The sequence below is a fragment of the Pseudonocardia xinjiangensis genome (assembly GCF_012911925.1).
Taxonomy (GTDB): Bacteria; Actinomycetota; Actinomycetes; order Mycobacteriales; family Pseudonocardiaceae; genus Pseudonocardia; species Pseudonocardia xinjiangensis.
In genome coordinates, this window is the sequence record NZ_JAAXKY010000005.1 from 49,488 (window position 1) to 64,912 (window position 15,425).

At 68.4% G+C, this 15,425-nt stretch carries 13 protein-coding genes; 9 read left to right on the top strand and 4 right to left on the bottom strand.

Features of this window, described 5'->3' with window-relative positions; translation table 11 throughout:
- Window positions 1-359: 359 nt before the first annotated feature.
- The 3 genes from HF577_RS03365 to HF577_RS03375 all read right to left on the bottom strand — a co-directional run bounded on the left by HF577_RS03365 (window position 360) and on the right by HF577_RS03375 (window position 3,045).
- A complete protein-coding gene (locus HF577_RS03365) occupies window positions 360-551 on the bottom strand; it encodes an MbtH family protein (RefSeq protein ID WP_169394224.1) in 192 nt (63 codons plus the stop codon).
- A gap of 175 nt (window positions 552-726) precedes the next feature.
- Complete coding sequence (locus tag HF577_RS03370) at window positions 727-1,620, bottom strand: transglutaminase-like domain-containing protein (protein WP_312858918.1); 894 nt, start codon at window positions 1,618-1,620, stop codon at window positions 727-729.
- Between the two features lie 111 nt (window positions 1,621-1,731).
- On the bottom strand, window positions 1,732-3,045 hold the full coding sequence (locus HF577_RS03375) for a preATP grasp domain-containing protein (protein WP_169394225.1): 1,314 nt from the start codon (window positions 3,043-3,045) through the stop codon (window positions 1,732-1,734).
- 202 nt (window positions 3,046-3,247) lie between these two features.
- Here HF577_RS03375 and HF577_RS03380 point away from each other — a divergent pair, with 202 nt between their 5' ends.
- Genes HF577_RS03380 through HF577_RS03400 form a run of 5 tightly spaced genes read left to right on the top strand, consistent with a single transcriptional unit; the run spans window position 3,248 to window position 7,699 of the window.
- Window positions 3,248-4,165, top strand: coding sequence for an ABC transporter ATP-binding protein (locus HF577_RS03380; protein WP_169394268.1), 918 nt, complete (start codon window positions 3,248-3,250; stop codon window positions 4,163-4,165).
- Between the two features lie 2 nt (window positions 4,166-4,167).
- Entirely contained in the window at window positions 4,168-4,926 is a 759-nt protein-coding gene (locus HF577_RS03385) for an ABC transporter permease (protein WP_169394226.1), read from the top strand.
- A gap of 10 nt (window positions 4,927-4,936) precedes the next feature.
- Window positions 4,937-5,770 carry an ABC transporter permease gene (locus HF577_RS03390; protein ID WP_169394227.1) on the top strand — a complete coding sequence of 278 codons (834 nt, stop codon included), beginning with the start codon at window positions 4,937-4,939 and terminating at the stop codon, window positions 5,768-5,770.
- 38 nt (window positions 5,771-5,808) lie between these two features.
- Complete coding sequence (locus tag HF577_RS03395) at window positions 5,809-7,032, top strand: argininosuccinate synthase domain-containing protein (RefSeq protein ID WP_169394228.1); 1,224 nt, start codon at window positions 5,809-5,811, stop codon at window positions 7,030-7,032.
- Window positions 7,022-7,699, top strand: coding sequence for a cyclase family protein (locus HF577_RS03400; RefSeq protein ID WP_211173727.1), 678 nt, complete (start codon window positions 7,022-7,024; stop codon window positions 7,697-7,699). The genes HF577_RS03395 and HF577_RS03400 overlap by 11 nt, the downstream gene beginning before the upstream one ends.
- Before the next feature lie 26 nt (window positions 7,700-7,725).
- Here HF577_RS03400 and HF577_RS03405 read toward each other — a convergent pair whose 3' ends face one another.
- Window positions 7,726-10,050 carry a non-ribosomal peptide synthetase gene (locus tag HF577_RS03405; RefSeq protein ID WP_169394230.1) on the bottom strand — a complete coding sequence of 775 codons (2,325 nt, stop codon included), beginning with the start codon at window positions 10,048-10,050 and terminating at the stop codon, window positions 7,726-7,728.
- Window positions 10,051-10,386: 336 nt separating this feature from the next.
- Here HF577_RS03405 and HF577_RS03410 point away from each other — a divergent pair, with 336 nt between their 5' ends.
- The 4 genes from HF577_RS03410 to HF577_RS03425 are packed head-to-tail and all read left to right on the top strand — an operon-like array spanning window position 10,387 to window position 15,419.
- Window positions 10,387-12,987: an amino acid adenylation domain-containing protein gene (locus HF577_RS03410; RefSeq protein WP_211173728.1), complete on the top strand. Its 2,601-nt coding sequence runs from the start codon at window positions 10,387-10,389 to the stop codon at window positions 12,985-12,987.
- On the top strand, window positions 12,977-13,873 hold the full coding sequence (locus HF577_RS03415) for a chlorinating enzyme (RefSeq protein ID WP_169394232.1): 897 nt from the start codon (window positions 12,977-12,979) through the stop codon (window positions 13,871-13,873). The genes HF577_RS03410 and HF577_RS03415 overlap by 11 nt, the downstream gene beginning before the upstream one ends.
- Window positions 13,874-13,884: 11 nt before the next feature.
- On the top strand, window positions 13,885-14,739 hold the full coding sequence (locus HF577_RS03420) for an aspartyl/asparaginyl beta-hydroxylase domain-containing protein (RefSeq protein ID WP_211173729.1): 855 nt from the start codon (window positions 13,885-13,887) through the stop codon (window positions 14,737-14,739).
- Between the two features lie 5 nt (window positions 14,740-14,744).
- Entirely contained in the window at window positions 14,745-15,419 is a 675-nt protein-coding gene (locus tag HF577_RS03425; protein ID WP_169394234.1) for a TenA family transcriptional regulator, read from the top strand.
- The last annotated feature ends 6 nt before the right edge of the window (window positions 15,420-15,425 follow it).

Genomic DNA, 15,425 nt, shown 5'->3' on the forward strand with positions numbered 1-15,425 from the left:
GGTGCCGCAAGGTGACGCGCCCCGCAAGAGGACGCGCCCGCTCGCCGCTGGGAAACCCCCGCTCGCCGCAACCGTGCAGCGGCGGAGATCCCCCCGTACCGGTTAGCACAACGCCCGTGCGCAGCCACTGATTCCCGCGGGGCCGGCACGGCCGGCACGAGCGCGCACGGAATGCCGTGGATGTGAAGCGCGAGCCGCGCCGGGGCTGCGGCACATCCTGCCCGGAGGGCGACCGTGTCGTTCAGAGCGTCGTTCAGAGCCGCAACGGCGTCACCACGTCGTCCGGGTACAGGCTTACGGCTATGACGTCACTGCGTCACAGCCGTCATTGCGTCACAGCCGTCACTGCGTCGTCGGCGTCACCGCGCGCTGAGCGGGCGCAGGTCGGTCCAGTGCTCCTCGACGTAGTCGAGGCACGACCGGCGGTCGGACTCGCCGTGCACCACGCGCCAGCCTTCGGGCACGGCGATGCGGGCGGGCCAGATGGAGTGCTGGTCCTCGTGGTTGACGAGCACCAGGAACGTGCCGTCGGGGTCGTCGAACGGGTTCATGAGCGGCTCCTCAACGGGGATCGGACTCCGGCCGAGACCTACCGTCTGCGGCCTGAACCCTAGGAGCGACCCACCTCGGCATGGAGTCGCTGAAACATGCGACGCAGGGCCGGGCGTTCCCGGCGCCGCCGGGGGCCCGCGGCGCTGATGCCCCGTGCGGCGACGTGCCGCCAGGTCACTCGGGGCGCAGGGTCACGGGAGCCGGCCCGAGCGCTGCGGGAGAAAAGCTCGTCACCGTCTCCGGCACCCGCCAGTCCGGGTCAGCGAACAGGCTGAGGATCTGCTTCAGCGTCAGGTCGGGTGCATGCAGGATCTCGGCCAGCCCATCGAGTTTCGGGGCGAGCTCCTCGGCGTCGACGGTCTCGTCGTCGAGCAGGCCCCACACGTCCCAGAGCACCATCTCGTGCTTGTTCAACGCCGCGAGGTCCTGCACGAGGTTGTGCGTCAGCTGTGGCCAGCTGCGCAGGAACCGCTCCTTGCGGTTCGGCGACACCACGAACCGATCCGGATCCAGCAGGCCGGCGCGGCACTGGGCCCATGCCTCCGGCCCGGCCAGGAACAGCTCCCTCGGCACGTCCAGGACATCGACCGCATCGTGCTCCGCGAACTGCGCGTCGACCAGCCGCCAGCGGGCCTCGTCCCGGTCCCACACCTCGCCGACCACATGATCCATCGCCCACTCCGGCTCCAGGTACATCGAGAACCCGACGCGGGCCCTGGCCGGTATGCCGTGGTGCCGGGCCAGGGCGACCAGCAGGAGGGTGGAGTCGCGGCAGCAGCCCACCACGCGGTCGGTCGGTGCGCGATCACCGCCGAGTGGCGCGGGATCCAGTTCGTGCAGCCGGGCGAGCAGGACGTCGGCATAACGCTCGTCGATCTCGGCAATGCGTCCGGCGGCGAAGCCGTGCTGGGTGATATCGCCCCGGGCCGTGTAGTGGAACACCAGGCCGGAGGCCGCTTCATGGATACCGGGCAAATCGGACCGGACGTCGTCCAGCCACCATGCCATCGCCCGCGGATCGGTGAAGCGACTCTGGGGGGTGTAGAACGTCGCCGCGGTCTCGGTCACCCAGCCGTTCTACGAAATTGGGCGCCGAGTGTCAACCGAGGACTCGGCGATTCGCGTCCGCCCGGCGGTGTGTCGGCCCGGTCCCCGAATCGGCGAACAGATCGCTCGTCCTTATCGGAGCAATTGTTCGGCGCGCGCCCTCGCTTCGATATCCGCGATGACGGCCCGGGCCGACTCCGGGTCCTCGGTCACCGCGGTCGCGGCGAAGATCGGCGTGGACCGGCTCAACCCGCGTACCGCCGTGGGCACTGCCGTGACCCCCTGCGACCACAGTTCCTCGAAGAACGGACGGATGTGTGCCGCATACGAGATGGGACCGTCCTCCGGTCGCACGGGGATGCTGTCGTGGGAATGTGCCACCAGACCTCGGGACTCGCCACCCCGATGAGCCACCAGCGCGATGGGATGCATGGCGCCGCTGCGGCGCGCATTGATTTCGGTGACGTACAGTTCGCGATCGCGGTCGACAATGCAGTCCGCGCACAACCAACCTCGGAAGCCGAGAGCGTGAGCGGCCGTACCGACGGCATTCCCGAGAGCGCAGAGCCGATCCGCGACGTCGGGTGGCACGAAACGCGCACCCACCGAGACCGACAGATAACGCTTCACATCGACGGTCATCGTGCTCAACACGACCGTCTCGACGCCGTCGTCGGCGACCCGGACGTCGACGGCGGGGCAGCCCGCGTCCTCCGCATGCCCGATGTAGGGCTGCACGAACACGGGGAACGTGTGCAGGAAGTGGTCGTGGTAGACGTTGCCCCAGAAGGCGTCCACCTCGTCCCGATGCACGACGATCGACCCGTCACCGCTGATGCCGTGCATGCTCTTCACGATCGCGCGGTCACCGTGGGCGAGCACGGCGCCCAACGCGCCCTCGAGCTCCTCCGGCGTGGTCACCGTGATACCGCCCGGCACCCGGAACCCGGCCACTCTGCCGGCCAGGTCCAGACAGCTCAGCTTGTTGTCCAGGTAGAGGCTCGACCAGTAGTCCTGCTTCGCGGGGCCGTCGAGCTCCACATCGACGCCCCAGGCCTCCACCGCAGCCAGCAGCTGGTACACGCCTGGCGTGGCGCCGAAACACAGGATCCGGGTACGGCGGTCGCCCAGTGCCGCGCGCAACCGCGCCAACGCCGAGTCGTCCGCCAGCAGATCCGCGATCAGCCTGCCCGTGCGAGGCACCGGGCTGACGACCGGCGGCCGCTCCACACCCAGCACCCGGTGAACGTCGGCGAACCAGTCCGCATCGACGCCGCCGGGGAGGACGAGGACCCGGGGCGCGACGCTCCAGAAGACCGCCTGGTCCGACAACATGTCCCCGTTGCCGACGAAGCTCCGCTCCACCTCCTTCCGCGGTCGGGCCGAGAAATTCCGAAGATTAAATTCTGAAACGTTCGGGACAATGAGCTCGACCGAGTCCGACATGCCGTGAAACCCTGCCAGACCGGCTGCCGCCGGAGTAACTGAGCACTCGGGTATGGCCGTTCGTTCGGACTTTCCGTTACCATAGCTTTCCCGCGAGCCATTCGGCCACTATCCTCCGCATCAGGCAATTCCGGTGACGATTCCACAGGACCGCTAAGGAGGACGTGACTTGGATACGGAGTTCGGGCCACCGCTCGACGACATGGCCGTCCTCGGTCGAGACCTGACCAAGCGGTTCGGGGAGTTCACCGCCGTGGACGCGATCAACATCGATGTGTATTCGGGCGAGTGCTTCGGACTCCTCGGACCGAACGGGGCCGGGAAATCCTCAACGATGCGGATGCTGAGCTGCATCTCGCAGCCGACCAGCGGAGCGCTGACCGTACTGGGGACGGACCCCCGCCGGGAGGCGGCCAGAATTCGCGGCAGGCTGGGCATCGTGCACCAGGAGAACAACCTCGACCTGGACATCAAGGTGGTCGAGAACCTGACCACGTACGCCCGGTACTTCGGATTCTCCAGGTCCGAGTGCCGGCGGCGCGCGGCGGAGATGTTGGAGTTCGCCCAGCTCGAGCAGAAGGCCGTGAGCAAGGCTGGGGAACTGTCCGGCGGCATGCAACGGCGGTTGGCGATCGCCCGAGCACTGGTCAACTCCCCCGAGATGGTGTTCCTGGACGAACCGACGACCGGCCTGGACCCACAGATGCGGCATGTGGTGTGGCAGCGCCTGCTCGAGCTCAAGCAGAGGCGCACGACGCTCGTCGTGACCACTCACTACATGGAGGAAGCGGAGCAGCTCTGCGACCGGATCGTCATCATGGATCACGGTCACATCGTCGCCGAGGGCACACCGCAGATGCTCATCAAGGAGAACGTCAGCCAGGAGGTCGTCGAGCTGTGGTTCTCCGAGACTCCGACCGAAGAGACCGCCGCCCCGCTGAAGGGCATCAGTGAGCAGTTCGACGTACTGGCCGACCGCATCGTGCTCTACGTGGCGAACGGCGAGGAAGCGGCGAAAGAGGTACACCGTCGCGGACTGACGCCGGAACGACTGACGATTCGCAGGAGCACGTTGGAGGACGTGTTCCTGCGCCTGACGGGACGGACGCTGGCCGAGTAATCATGGCGAACCCAACGATCACGGTCCTCGAGCGCCACATGCTTCTCTATCAACGGCTGTGGCGGGCGTCCGCATTCTCGCTGTTCATACTTCCGGTCCTGTTCCTCACCAGTATCGGCCTGGGTGTCGGCGGCTACATCCACCAGGTCGACGGGCATGACTATCTGCAGTGGATCACCCCGGGTCTGATTGCCTCGACGGCGTTCCAGACCGGCGCGAACGAATCGACCTACGGCGTGTTGAGCGAGTTCGAGTGGGTGGGCGGGATCAAGGCCATGCGCTCGACGCCGGTGCGCATACAAGACATGATCCGAGGCTGGCTGATCTATGTCCTCATCGCGACCGAACTGGCCGTGGCCGCCTTCCTCATCGTCATCTGGCTGGCCGGCGCGCTGACTCCGGGTCTGGCCATCTCCGCGCCGTTCGTCTGCGGTGCCGTCTCCCTCGCCATCGCGACGCCGACAACCGCCTTCTCGGCGGCGATCAACGACCAGGACTGGTTCCTGGTGCTGGCCCGGTTCGTCATTCTGCCGGCCACGCTGTTCTCCGGCGTGTTGTTCCCGATCAGCCAGCTTCCCGCCTTCATCCAACCGCTCTCGTACCTCTCACCGCTGACCCACGCCGTCGAGCTCATGCGCGACTTCGCCTTCGGGACAGCCACCCCGATGACGGTGGCACTGCATTTCGCCTACCTCCTGGCCTGGATAGTCGCCGGCTGGTTCCTGGCGAACATCACCTATCGCCGGCGCCTCACGGATTGATTCTGGAGCCATGGTCACCACTGACGTCTCGACTCCGGTCCCGACCGCGCCTCGCGTCTCGGCGGCACGCGTCGGCGCCGTACTGGAGTACTTCTTCACCTACAGCTTCCGCACCAGGGAAGCGCTGACGCTGCTCGGCGTCATCTGGTTGACCGCCGTCACCGAACCGGTGCTCTACCTGCTGGCCATGGGCCTCGGGGTCGGCAGCCTCATCGACAGCACGATCCCGGTGGACAGCCATCAGCTGAGCTACATCCAGTTCGTGGCCCCGGCGATGCTGGCGGTGTCCTGCATGTCCGGCGCGATCTCGGCGTCGATATTCAGCTTCTACACCCGGCATCGGCATCTCGGCATGTTCACTATGATCTCGACCGCCGCGGTCAGCCCGGCCGAGGTCGTCGTCGCGGACTGGCTCTGGGAGATCATCCGGGTCACGATGCTCAGCGCGATCTTCGTCGCCGTCATGGTCGTGGCCGGGGTCGTCGGCGTCGGCAACGCCCTCGTCGCGTTCGTGGCGACGATCCTGGTCATCGCCGCCTTCGCGGCCGTGGGCATCGGCCTCAGCACCCTGCTGCGCGGATGGCAGGACTTCGACATCATCACCGTGGCCCAGACCGTGCTCTTCCTGTTCTCGGGCACGTTCTTCCCGATTCAGCAGTACCCGGAGTGGCTGCAGGTGATAGTTCAGCTCAGCCCGCTCTACCAGTCGATCGCACTTCTCCGGGCGCTGACGATCGGCGACTTCGGGATGGCCCTGGTCGTGCCCATCGGTTACCTCCTCCTCATGGTCGTGGCCGGGCTCTTGTTCTCGGTACGGCGGCTGGGCCGGGATCTCGGCAGATGACGCGAAACATATCGAAACCGCTCCCGACAGGAGGACCGATGCTTCCTTTCGTCAGTTCGCTGGACGAGCTGGAGAGCTGCGCCCCGCGGCACGTGCTGCTGCTGTACTCAGGCGGCGTGGACGGCACCTATCTGCTGCAGTGGCTGGCGCGCCGCAACATCGAGGTGTCGGCCCTCCAGGTCCGCTTCGGCGATGCCGGCGAGGTGGATTCCGACGTGGCGAAGTGGCGCGCGGCCAAGTTCGGGGTGAGCCTGCACGCCGTCGACGCCTCCCGCGAATTCTTCACCGATTTCCTGCCCGCGGCGATCCATGCGGATGCCTATTACCAGGGCCAGTTCCCGGTGGGCTCGACCCTGACCCGGCCGCTCATGGCCAAGGTCGCGGTGGATGCTGCCCGGCAGCTCGGCTGCGACGCCGTGGCACACACGGCCACCTACACGCAGAACAGCTCGCTACGGCTCAGCGGCTCGATCGCCGCTCTCGACCGGGACATCGTCATCGCCGCGCCCTTCCTGGGATCACAGGTCCCGCGCGACACCAAGGTGGAGATGCTGCGCGAGGCCGGCATCTCCTTCGAAACGGGAATCTACAGCGTGGACGCGAACCCGTGGGCCCGCGTCATCGAGTCCGGACCGCTGGAGAATCCGGAGAACATCCTCGACGAGACCGTCTTCACGTTGACGCGCGACATCGACGACTGCCCCGATGGTGGCGTGGAGATCGACATCTCCTTCGACCGCGGCCTGCCGTTCGAGATCGATGGTCAACCCACCCCGCTGAGCGATCTGGTGTCGACGCTGAACGTGCTCGGCGGCCTGCACGGCATCGGACGCTTCTCCGGTCTGGAGGACCTCCCGTTCGGCGTGAAGAACCACGAGGTCCGCGAAGCGCCGGCGGCAGCGGTGATCACGACCGCGCACCGCGCGCTGGCCAACGCGGTGTTCGGCATGCGGGAGTTCTCGGTCCGCGCGACGCTCGCTCAGGAATGGACGAACCTGGTCGTGCACGGCGGTTGGTACGGACATCTGGCACAGAGCTTGGCGCAGTGCCTGGCGAAGCTGGACGAACCGTTGACGGGAACGGTCCGGCTGCGCCTGGCCCGGGGCACGATGCAGGTGCTGCGCCTGCGGTCCGAGCACGGGCTCTACTACTCGCGTTTCCGCGAGAACTTCGACCAGTGGATGAGCGAGTACTCCTACGGCCCCTGGTTGACCCACTCCACGATCACCGATGCGGTCCGTAGTGGACGCAATGGGCGGTGAGACCCGGGTCGTCGATCTCAGCCACGTCGTCGTGGCCGGGATGACCACCTATCCGGGGCTGCCGGGGCCGGAGATCACCGACCATCTGTCGCGCGCCGACTCCCGCGGCCGGTACGCGCCGGGCACGGAGTTCCAGATCGGGCGCATCTCGATGGTCGCGAACACCGGGACGTACCTGGACACACCGTTCCATCGGTTCGGCGACGGCGCCGACCTGGCCGGAGTGCCGCTGTCGGGCCTGGTGGATCTGGACGGGGTCGTGATCCGTGCCGAACGCCGGGCTGTCGGCGCGGCGGACCTGTCCCCGTACCGGGCTCTGATCCCCGGCCGCGCGGTTCTCGTGCACACCGGCTGGGACCGGCACTGGGGCACCGTCGAGTACGCCGATCCGGGCCATCCGTATCTCACGGCGGAGGCGACCGAACTGCTCGCCGCACTCCGGCCTGCCGTCGTCGGCATCGACTCGGTGAACATCGATGACATGGCTGACCTGTCCCGGCCGGCGCACACCGGGCTGCTGGCGGCCGCTATCCCGATCATCGAGCACATGACCGGACTCGATCGCCTGCCGGACCGGGACTTCCGGTTTCATGGTGCGCCGATCGCCGTCGCCGGGATGGGGACCTTTCCCATCCGGGCGTATGCACTGGTGGGTCGGCGCGAGTAGCAGCAGTGCCTGCTCGCCCGGCGGACTCAGCCCATGGATGCGTCCGGCGAGCTGCCTGCCGGTGCGGCGGAGAACCGGGCATGGCGGATCGCGGCCGCGACCTCGCGGACGGTGCCGGTGAGCAGCTCCGCCGGCCCCGGCTGGGCACCGAGGGTCTGCAGGCATTCGTCGAACAGGATGAACGCCAGCATGGAGTTGCCCCCGAGCTGGGTGAAGGTGTCCAGCACGCTGACGGGGTCGGTCCCCAGGACCCTGCGATAGATGTCGACAACGGCCGCCTCGAGATCGTCCGCGGGCGGAACGAACCCGTGTTCGCGGTCGGCGCGGTCCTGCCCTGCCGCGACCAGCGCCCGGTTGTCGATCTTGCCGTTGACGTCGGTCAGGATGCGGGGCATCGGCACGAGCTGTTCGGGCCGCATGTGGCCGGGCAGGAACCGGGCCGCGAACCGTTCGATCGCACCGAGGTCGAGGTCGTCGACGGCGGTCCCGGCGGCGGGCACCACGAAGGCGAGCAGCCGGACCGGGGTGTCGTGCGCGATGACCGCGCAGTCGGCGACCGCCGGATGGCTGGCCAGCACCGACTCGATCTCGCCCGGCTCGATGCGCAGCCCCCGGATCTTGATCTGCCGATCGATACGTCCGAGGTGTTCCAGGACGCCGTCCATCCGGTACCGGCACAGATCACCGGTGCGGTACATGCGGGATCCAGGCGGACCGTACGGGTCGGGGACGAACCGCTCCGCGGTCCGGCCCGGTGCTCGCCAGTACGCGTGAGCAACACCGATCTCGCCACCGATGTACGCCTCGCCGGGCATGCCGACCGGCACCGGTTCGAGGTCTTCGTCCAAGATCCGGATCCGGAAGTTGGTGGCCGGGCGGCCGAGCGGCACCGGGGTTCCCGGCTCGTCCGGCAGCGGCATGTCGGTGACGCTGTTCGCCTCGGTGGGCCCGTAGCAGTTGAGCAGCGTGGTGCCGGGCAGGGTGGCGTAGAAGGTGTCCCGGATCCGCGGGGTCACCGGCTCACCGCCGCACAGCGTCCAGCGCAGGCGGGTCCGCTCGGCCGAGATCTGCTCCAGGAACGGGCTCATCACGGTCGGCGGCAGGAAGATGATCGACACCGGGTGGCTCTCGACCAGCCGCGCGAGATGACGCGGGTCCCGGTGCTCGCCGTCCCGGCAGATCACCAGGCACGCGCCGTGGTAGAGCGGCCAGAAGATCTCCCAGATGGAGACGTCGAATGCGGCCGAGGTCTTGAACAGCGCACAGTCGTCGGGCTCGAACGGGTATCTGGCTTGCATGTATGCCAGGTTGGCCAGCGCGCCGGCGGTGGGGTAGGCGACACCTTTCGGACGGCCGGTGGTACCGGAGGTGTACAGAATGTGAAGAAGCCCCGCCGGTGAGGTGGCGACGATCGGATTGGTGGCGGCGCAATCGTCGTGCTCGCGCTCGGCATCGACGAGGTGCCACGAGCCGCCGGGAATTCGGTTCCGGCCGGCCGCATCGGTCAGAATGTGCGTCGGCGCGGTGTCGTCGAGTATGTAGGCCAGGCGGGCGTCGGGCAGTTCGGTATCCAGCGGCACGTAGGTGGCGCCGGTTTTCACCGCCGCGTAGATCGCGACGATCTGATGGATGCCGCGGCGCAGGCAGATGCCGACGCGGGTGCCGGGGCCCACGCCCTGCCGGATCAGGAAGTGCGCCAGCCGGTTCGCACGCGTGTTCAGCTCCCGGTAGCCGACCGCGGTGCCGGACTCGTCCAGCAGCGCGACGGCGTCGGGGGTGCGTTCCGCCTGTTCCTCGAACGGCTCGGCCATCGTGCGGTGCCGGATCTCGGGCCGCTGGTACCGGTTGAGGCCGTGCAGGATCCGCTCGCGCTCGGCCGCGTCGATCAGGGGAAGCGTGGCCATCCGCGCGTCGGGATCACGCGCCAGGCCCGTGAGCAGCTGCACGAACGTCCGCGCCCAGCACAGGGCGGACGGGGCGTCGGCCGAGCTGACCATGCTCTCCGCATACAGGCACGTGCCGTCCTGCGAGACCACGATCGTGACGTCGACGCGCTGGTCGGTGGTCTCCGCCGGAGCAGGCGCCTTCCGCAGCTCACCGGCCCGGCACAACGCCGCACGGAAGCTGCCGTCGAGATCGGCGGGCACCGGTGTGGTGGCCTCGCGGTGTCCCTGGACCACCCGGACCCGGCGGGTGGAACCGAGCCGGGACAGCCGCTGCGCCAGCACCGTCGCACCGATCGACAGCCCGACGAAGTCCTCCGTCCGTGCGGCCACGGCCAGGCGGTGCAACCGGCCGAGCAGGTCCGCCGGGATCGCGACGGGACCGGCGCATTCCGGAGGGGCCGTCACGCCCCCGTCGCCATTCGACTCGAGACGCGGGGCGGCCGGCGCGGCTGGCGGGGCGGATGGCGATGCTGTCGCGGTGGTGGAGTCGGGTGTCATGAACGCTCCAAGGGGCCGGGCTCCTGGTCCTCGAGGGACAAAGCGACGCTTCCAGATTCCTCTTGTCCCTTCGAAATTTCCTGTCCCGCATTCAGTGGACAGCGCGCGGACGACCTGCGCCGCGGCGCCACGTCACCTGATCACGTGACTGCCGTTTCATAATCGCCGGAATTTAACGTCGGCCCCGGCAATTGGCAGCTGCCGCCGCAGTGGGTCCGATCGGGAAGGCGATGCATGGAAACCGTGACGCGATCGGTGGCCGACAGGCCGGAAACTCTGTTCCCCGTCGACCTGATCCGTGCACGGGCCCGAGCCGCCGGGCACCAGGAGGCGCTGGTCGACGAGCGCGAGTCGCTGACCTACGCCGCTCTGATCGACCGGGTCGACGCGTTGGCGGGGCGGCTTCGCGCGGCCGGTGCCGAGCCGCAGCACCCCGTGGCGGTGCTTCTCGAGCGCTCGGCCGACACGGTGATCGCCATGCTGGCGGCGCTCACCGCCGGTGTCGCCTACTGCCCGCTGGACGTCACCGCCCCCGACGCGCGCACGGCGGCGATGGTGGCGCGCCTCGGCTGTCGGGTGGCGGTCGCCGACCCGGCCGGCGCGCAGCGGCTGCCGACCGGAGTCACCGTCGTCGATCCCGCCGGTCCCCCGGAAGCGTTCCAGCCGACGCCGGTGGACCCGGACGCGCTGGCGTACGTGATGCACACCTCGGGATCCACCGGCGTCCCCAAGGCCGTCGGGATGCCCCATCGCGGCCTGTCCCGGCTGATCTCCTGGCAGCTCGCCGGCGGTGAGACCGGGCTGCGGACACTGCAGTTCACCGCGACCTCCTTCGACGTGACGTTCCAGGAGGTGCTGTCCACCCTCGCCGGGGGCGGCTGTCTGGTGGTGGCGTCCGAGCACGTACGCCGCGGTCCCGCCGCGCTGCTGGATGCGATCGTGCGCCACCGGATCCAGCGGTTGTTCCTGCCGTATGTCGCCCTGCAGCTACTGGCCGTCGAGGCCGGCCGCCGAGGGGTGACCCCGGACTCGCTGCGGTGCGTCGTGACGGCAGGCGAGCGGCTGATCGTCACCCCGGCCATCCGCGACCTGTTCGCCGCCATGCCCCACTGCCGGCTGGACAACCACTACGGCCCGACCGAGGCGCACCTGGTCACCAGCCTGACCCTGCCCTCCGACCCGACCGGGTGGCCGGAGATACCGGGCATCGGCACGCCGGTGGGCGGAGTGGTCTGCCGGGTGCTGGACGGGCAGCTGCACGACCTGTCCGACGGAGGCGTCGGCGAGCTGTACGTGGGCGGTACCGGTCTGGCCCAGGGGTACCTGGGTGACCCCGCCCAGACCTCGGAACGGTTCATCGCCAGCCCGTTCGACGCCGGTGAGCGGCTGTACCGCACCGGAGACCTGGTTCGCGTGGCCGCCGACGGCCAGTACGAGTTCCTCGGCCGCGCCGACGAACAGCTCAAGGTCCGCGGCTTCCGCGTCGAGCCGGGCGAGGTGGAGCAGGCCCTTCTGCACCACCCGCAGATCGACGCGGCCACAGTCGATCTGCGCGAGGTCGCCGAAGGCGTGTCGGTCCTGGTCGGCTACGTGCAGAGCCATGGCGCGGTCACGCACCGGGACATCACCGAGCACCTGCGCGGCCTGCTCCCCGCCTACATGGTTCCGGCACGGTACGTGCACGTGGCGGCGCTGCCGCGGACCGCGACGGGCAAGGTCGACCGGCGCGCCCTCGCCGAGCTGGAGCTGCCTGCCGCACCCGAGAACACGCCGGTCGCGGACACGGCCTCGCTCACCGACACCATCACCGACATCTGGGCCCGGGTCCTCGGCCACGACGAGTTCGCCGGGGACGACGACTTCTTCGATGTCGGCGGCGACTCGCTGCTGGCCACCTGGGTGGTGGCCGAGCTCGGGCAGCTGCTGGGCCGGCCGGTCGACCTGTCGCTGCTGCTGGACTACACCACGGTCGACGAGCTGGCCGACGCGCTGGGCTCCACCTCGGCACCGCGACCCCGGCACCAGTCGTCGCAGGTCATCACGCTCCGGCCCGGCCCGTCCGGCCGTGGCGTCTACTTCGTGCATCCGCTCGGCGGCGAGCTGCTGGGCTACCGGGAGCTGGCCCATGCCTCCACCGCGCCCGCCCGGCTGCTCGGGATCGGGTGGACGGGCGACCCGCCGGAGTTCGGCAGCACGCTGACGGAGATCGCGCGGACCCACGTCGAGCAGCTGCGCACCGTCGAACCGGACGGCCCGTACTGGCTGGCCGGCTGGTCGTTCGGTGGCGTCCTGGCCTACGAGATGGCGCAGCAGCTGCGCGCCACCGGGGCCGGTGTGGAGTTCCTCGGCCTGTTCGACGCCAACCCGGTCATCGACCCGATCACCGGGCTGCCGATGGCCGAGACCCCGTTCCTGCACATGCTCGACACCGTGGCGGCCCGGCTGGACGACCCGGCCACGACCGACGCCGAACTGGTCGAGCTGACGTCCGGACCGACCTGGCTCCAGCTGATGGGCGCGCCCATCACGGCGAAGGCGTCGAGCGCGTACCTGCGCAAGGTGCTGGACACCGCGCGGGCATGCATGAACGCGGCGATGCGGTACGAGCCCCGACCGTATCCCGGCCCGGTCCATCTGTTCGATGCCGCCGGAGCCGAGCCGGAACTCCGCGCGACGTTGACCGCCGCCATGCGGCACCTGTGCACCGGTCCGCTGACGGTCATTCCGATCACCGGCGAGCACTCGACTTTCATCAGGGGAGAAAACGTCGCCGAGGCGGCGGCGCGGCTCGACGCTGCGCTGGAACGGGTCGGCGCGGAAGGGAGCACGCAGCATGGATCTTGAGGACAACGCAAAGACATTCGCCGAACAGGGGTACATCGGGCCGTTCACCCTGTTCGAGCCCGACGAGATGACCGCCTTCTGGAAGGAACAGCGCAAGGCGCTGCTCAACCCGGAGGCCAGCGCGCGCAAGGTTTTCGACAACCCGGTGAACTACGACCGGCACCTGGACATCCCCGGCCTGAGCAAGCTCATCACCGAACCGGAGATCGTCCGCCGGATGCAGGAGCTCATCGGCCCGGACATCCTCTGCTGGCGCACCGAGTTCTTCCCGAAGAACCCGGGCGACGCGGGCACCGGCTGGCACCAGGTGGAGACGTACGCGATCGGTGAGACCAGCAAGGGCATGCTCGAGGCCACCGAGCATTCGCCGGGCATCCCGACGGAGCTGACCTGCTGGGTCGCGTTCACCGAGGCGGCGAAGGAGAACGCCTGCATGAAGGTGATCCCCGGTAGCCACCGCAAGTGGCGCTACGACGAGCACGCGCCGATGAAGTGGAACAACGCCGCCAAGAACAACTCGTTCTTCGGCTACAACTACGACGACATCAAGATCGACAAGAACTGGGACCCGGAGCAGGAGGACGTCCGCTACCTGGAGATGCGGCCCGGTCAGTTCTTCATCTTCACCGCGCGCTGCATCCACGGCTCCACCCCCAATGTCAGCCGCCGCCAGCGCATGGGCTTCGCCATCCGCGTGGTGCCCACCCACGTCCGGGTCTACGGCGGCATGACCGAGTTCGACGAGTTCGGCCACCACTTCGAGCTCGACCGGCACGGCTGTGTCCTGGTGGCGGGCGAGGACCGGTACGGGCTGAACCGAATGGCGCACGAGAACGCCTGGGGCGAGCCGTTCACTCCAGTGGGAGAGGGAAGCGTGGTCCGATGAAAACGCAGTACGTGGCAGACATTCCGCTCGACGAGGAGCGGCTGGCGAAGGACCTCGCGCAGGCGGAGTCGTTCCGCTACTCCGAGGCCTACAGCAACTACCTCATCGGCGGCCCGTGGAAGAACGCCATCCTGTGGGCCGCGGGCGGGGACGTCGGTAGCGGACTGGTCACCGAGTACACCTACGACCAGCGGCCGACCTTCACCGAGTACGGAACTCAGCTCCCCTATCTCCAGGAGCTCATCTCGGATCTGGCCGATCTGGACCGGCTGCAGTTCGTCCGGCTGGTCGAGGTCACCGACAGCGTGATCATGCCGCACCGCGACTACCTCGAGTTGACCGACGTGCCCGAGGACGCGAAACCGGCTCACCGGATGCACATTCCGCTCGTCACGCACGACAGCTGCTTCTTCAGCGCGGACAACGTCGTGTACCGGATGCGGACGGGCGAGGTCTGGTTCTTCGACGCGGCGCAGATCCATTCGGTGGTGTCGCTGACCCGCACTCCGCGCATCCATCTGATGCTCGACTTCGCCGATCGGGCGGGCACCGGGCCGCTGGTGAACGTGGCGCAGGCCGAGACCGACGACCGGATCCCGGCCCGGTCCCGGGTGGCGCGGCCACCACTGCCCGACTCGCACCGCGCGCACCTGCTGCAGCTCGCGGACCTGCTGACGATGGACAACTTCGGAGAGATCTTCAGCATCGTCATCAAGACGCATTTCCGCTGGGACGGCGGCGAGGACTTCGCCTGGAACACCATCACCGAGCTCGCCCGCGCCAGCAAGGACCGGGCCGTGTTGCCACACGCCCAGGAACTGATGAGCTACTTCACCCTCGATCGATCCGACAGCAAGGAGTGGTAAGCAGAATGACCACGACGCTAACGGTCGGCGACCGACTCGACGCCAGCCCGGTGTACCAGCGATTCCGCGAGCACCGGTTCTTCGCGGGCGTCGACAACGCCGAGCTCACCAAGGAACAGGCCACCATTCTCATCGAGCAATGGTGGCACCCCCTCCACTACTTCCCGACGTTCCTCGCCCGCTGCGTATCCGTCCTGCCGGATATCGCCGCCAAGAGCGCGATCACGCGGATCCTGAATCAGGAGGCGGGCGGTGGCAAGGCGACCAGGGCCCACGAGGTGATCTACGTCGACTCGATGCGCAAGTGCGGATTCGACGCCGAGCGGGTCACCGGGACCGCGCCGTACCCGGAGACCGCCGCATTGGTCGAGGGATACCGCCGGACCTCGGAGGCGCCGGAGAGCGCGCTCGGATCCATCTTCGCCACCGAGAACACCGACCTGCTCATGGTGTCCAGCATCGGCAAGGCCGTCGAGCACGCCACCGGCGTCACCGACAACGCGTGGGTCACGATCCACGTGCAACAGGAACCCGACCACGTCGACCAGGCCAACCACGCGCTGCTCACCGGGATGACCGCCGAGCAGGAGGACGTCGTTCTGCGCTCGGCCGATGAGATGTGGGAGCTCTGGACGGCGTTCTTCGACCGGCTCGCCACAGAGACCGGCGTCCGCGTCTGATCGAGG

Coding starts and splice junctions, on each gene's coding strand:
- HF577_RS03365 (WP_169394224.1), bottom strand. CDS start 551: ATGAACCCGTTCGACGACCCCGACGGCACGTTCCTGGTGCTCGTCAAC.
- HF577_RS03375 (WP_169394225.1), bottom strand. CDS start 3,045: ATGTCGGACTCGGTCGAGCTCATTGTCCCGAACGTTTCAGAATTTAAT.
- HF577_RS03380 (WP_169394268.1), top strand. CDS start 3,248: ATGGCCGTCCTCGGTCGAGACCTGACCAAGCGGTTCGGGGAGTTCACC.
- HF577_RS03385 (WP_169394226.1), top strand. CDS start 4,168: ATGGCGAACCCAACGATCACGGTCCTCGAGCGCCACATGCTTCTCTAT.
- HF577_RS03390 (WP_169394227.1), top strand. CDS start 4,937: ATGGTCACCACTGACGTCTCGACTCCGGTCCCGACCGCGCCTCGCGTC.
- HF577_RS03395 (WP_169394228.1), top strand. CDS start 5,809: ATGCTTCCTTTCGTCAGTTCGCTGGACGAGCTGGAGAGCTGCGCCCCG.
- HF577_RS03400 (WP_211173727.1), top strand. CDS start 7,022: ATGGGCGGTGAGACCCGGGTCGTCGATCTCAGCCACGTCGTCGTGGCC.
- HF577_RS03415 (WP_169394232.1), top strand. CDS start 12,977: ATGGATCTTGAGGACAACGCAAAGACATTCGCCGAACAGGGGTACATC.
- HF577_RS03425 (WP_169394234.1), top strand. CDS start 14,745: ATGACCACGACGCTAACGGTCGGCGACCGACTCGACGCCAGCCCGGTG.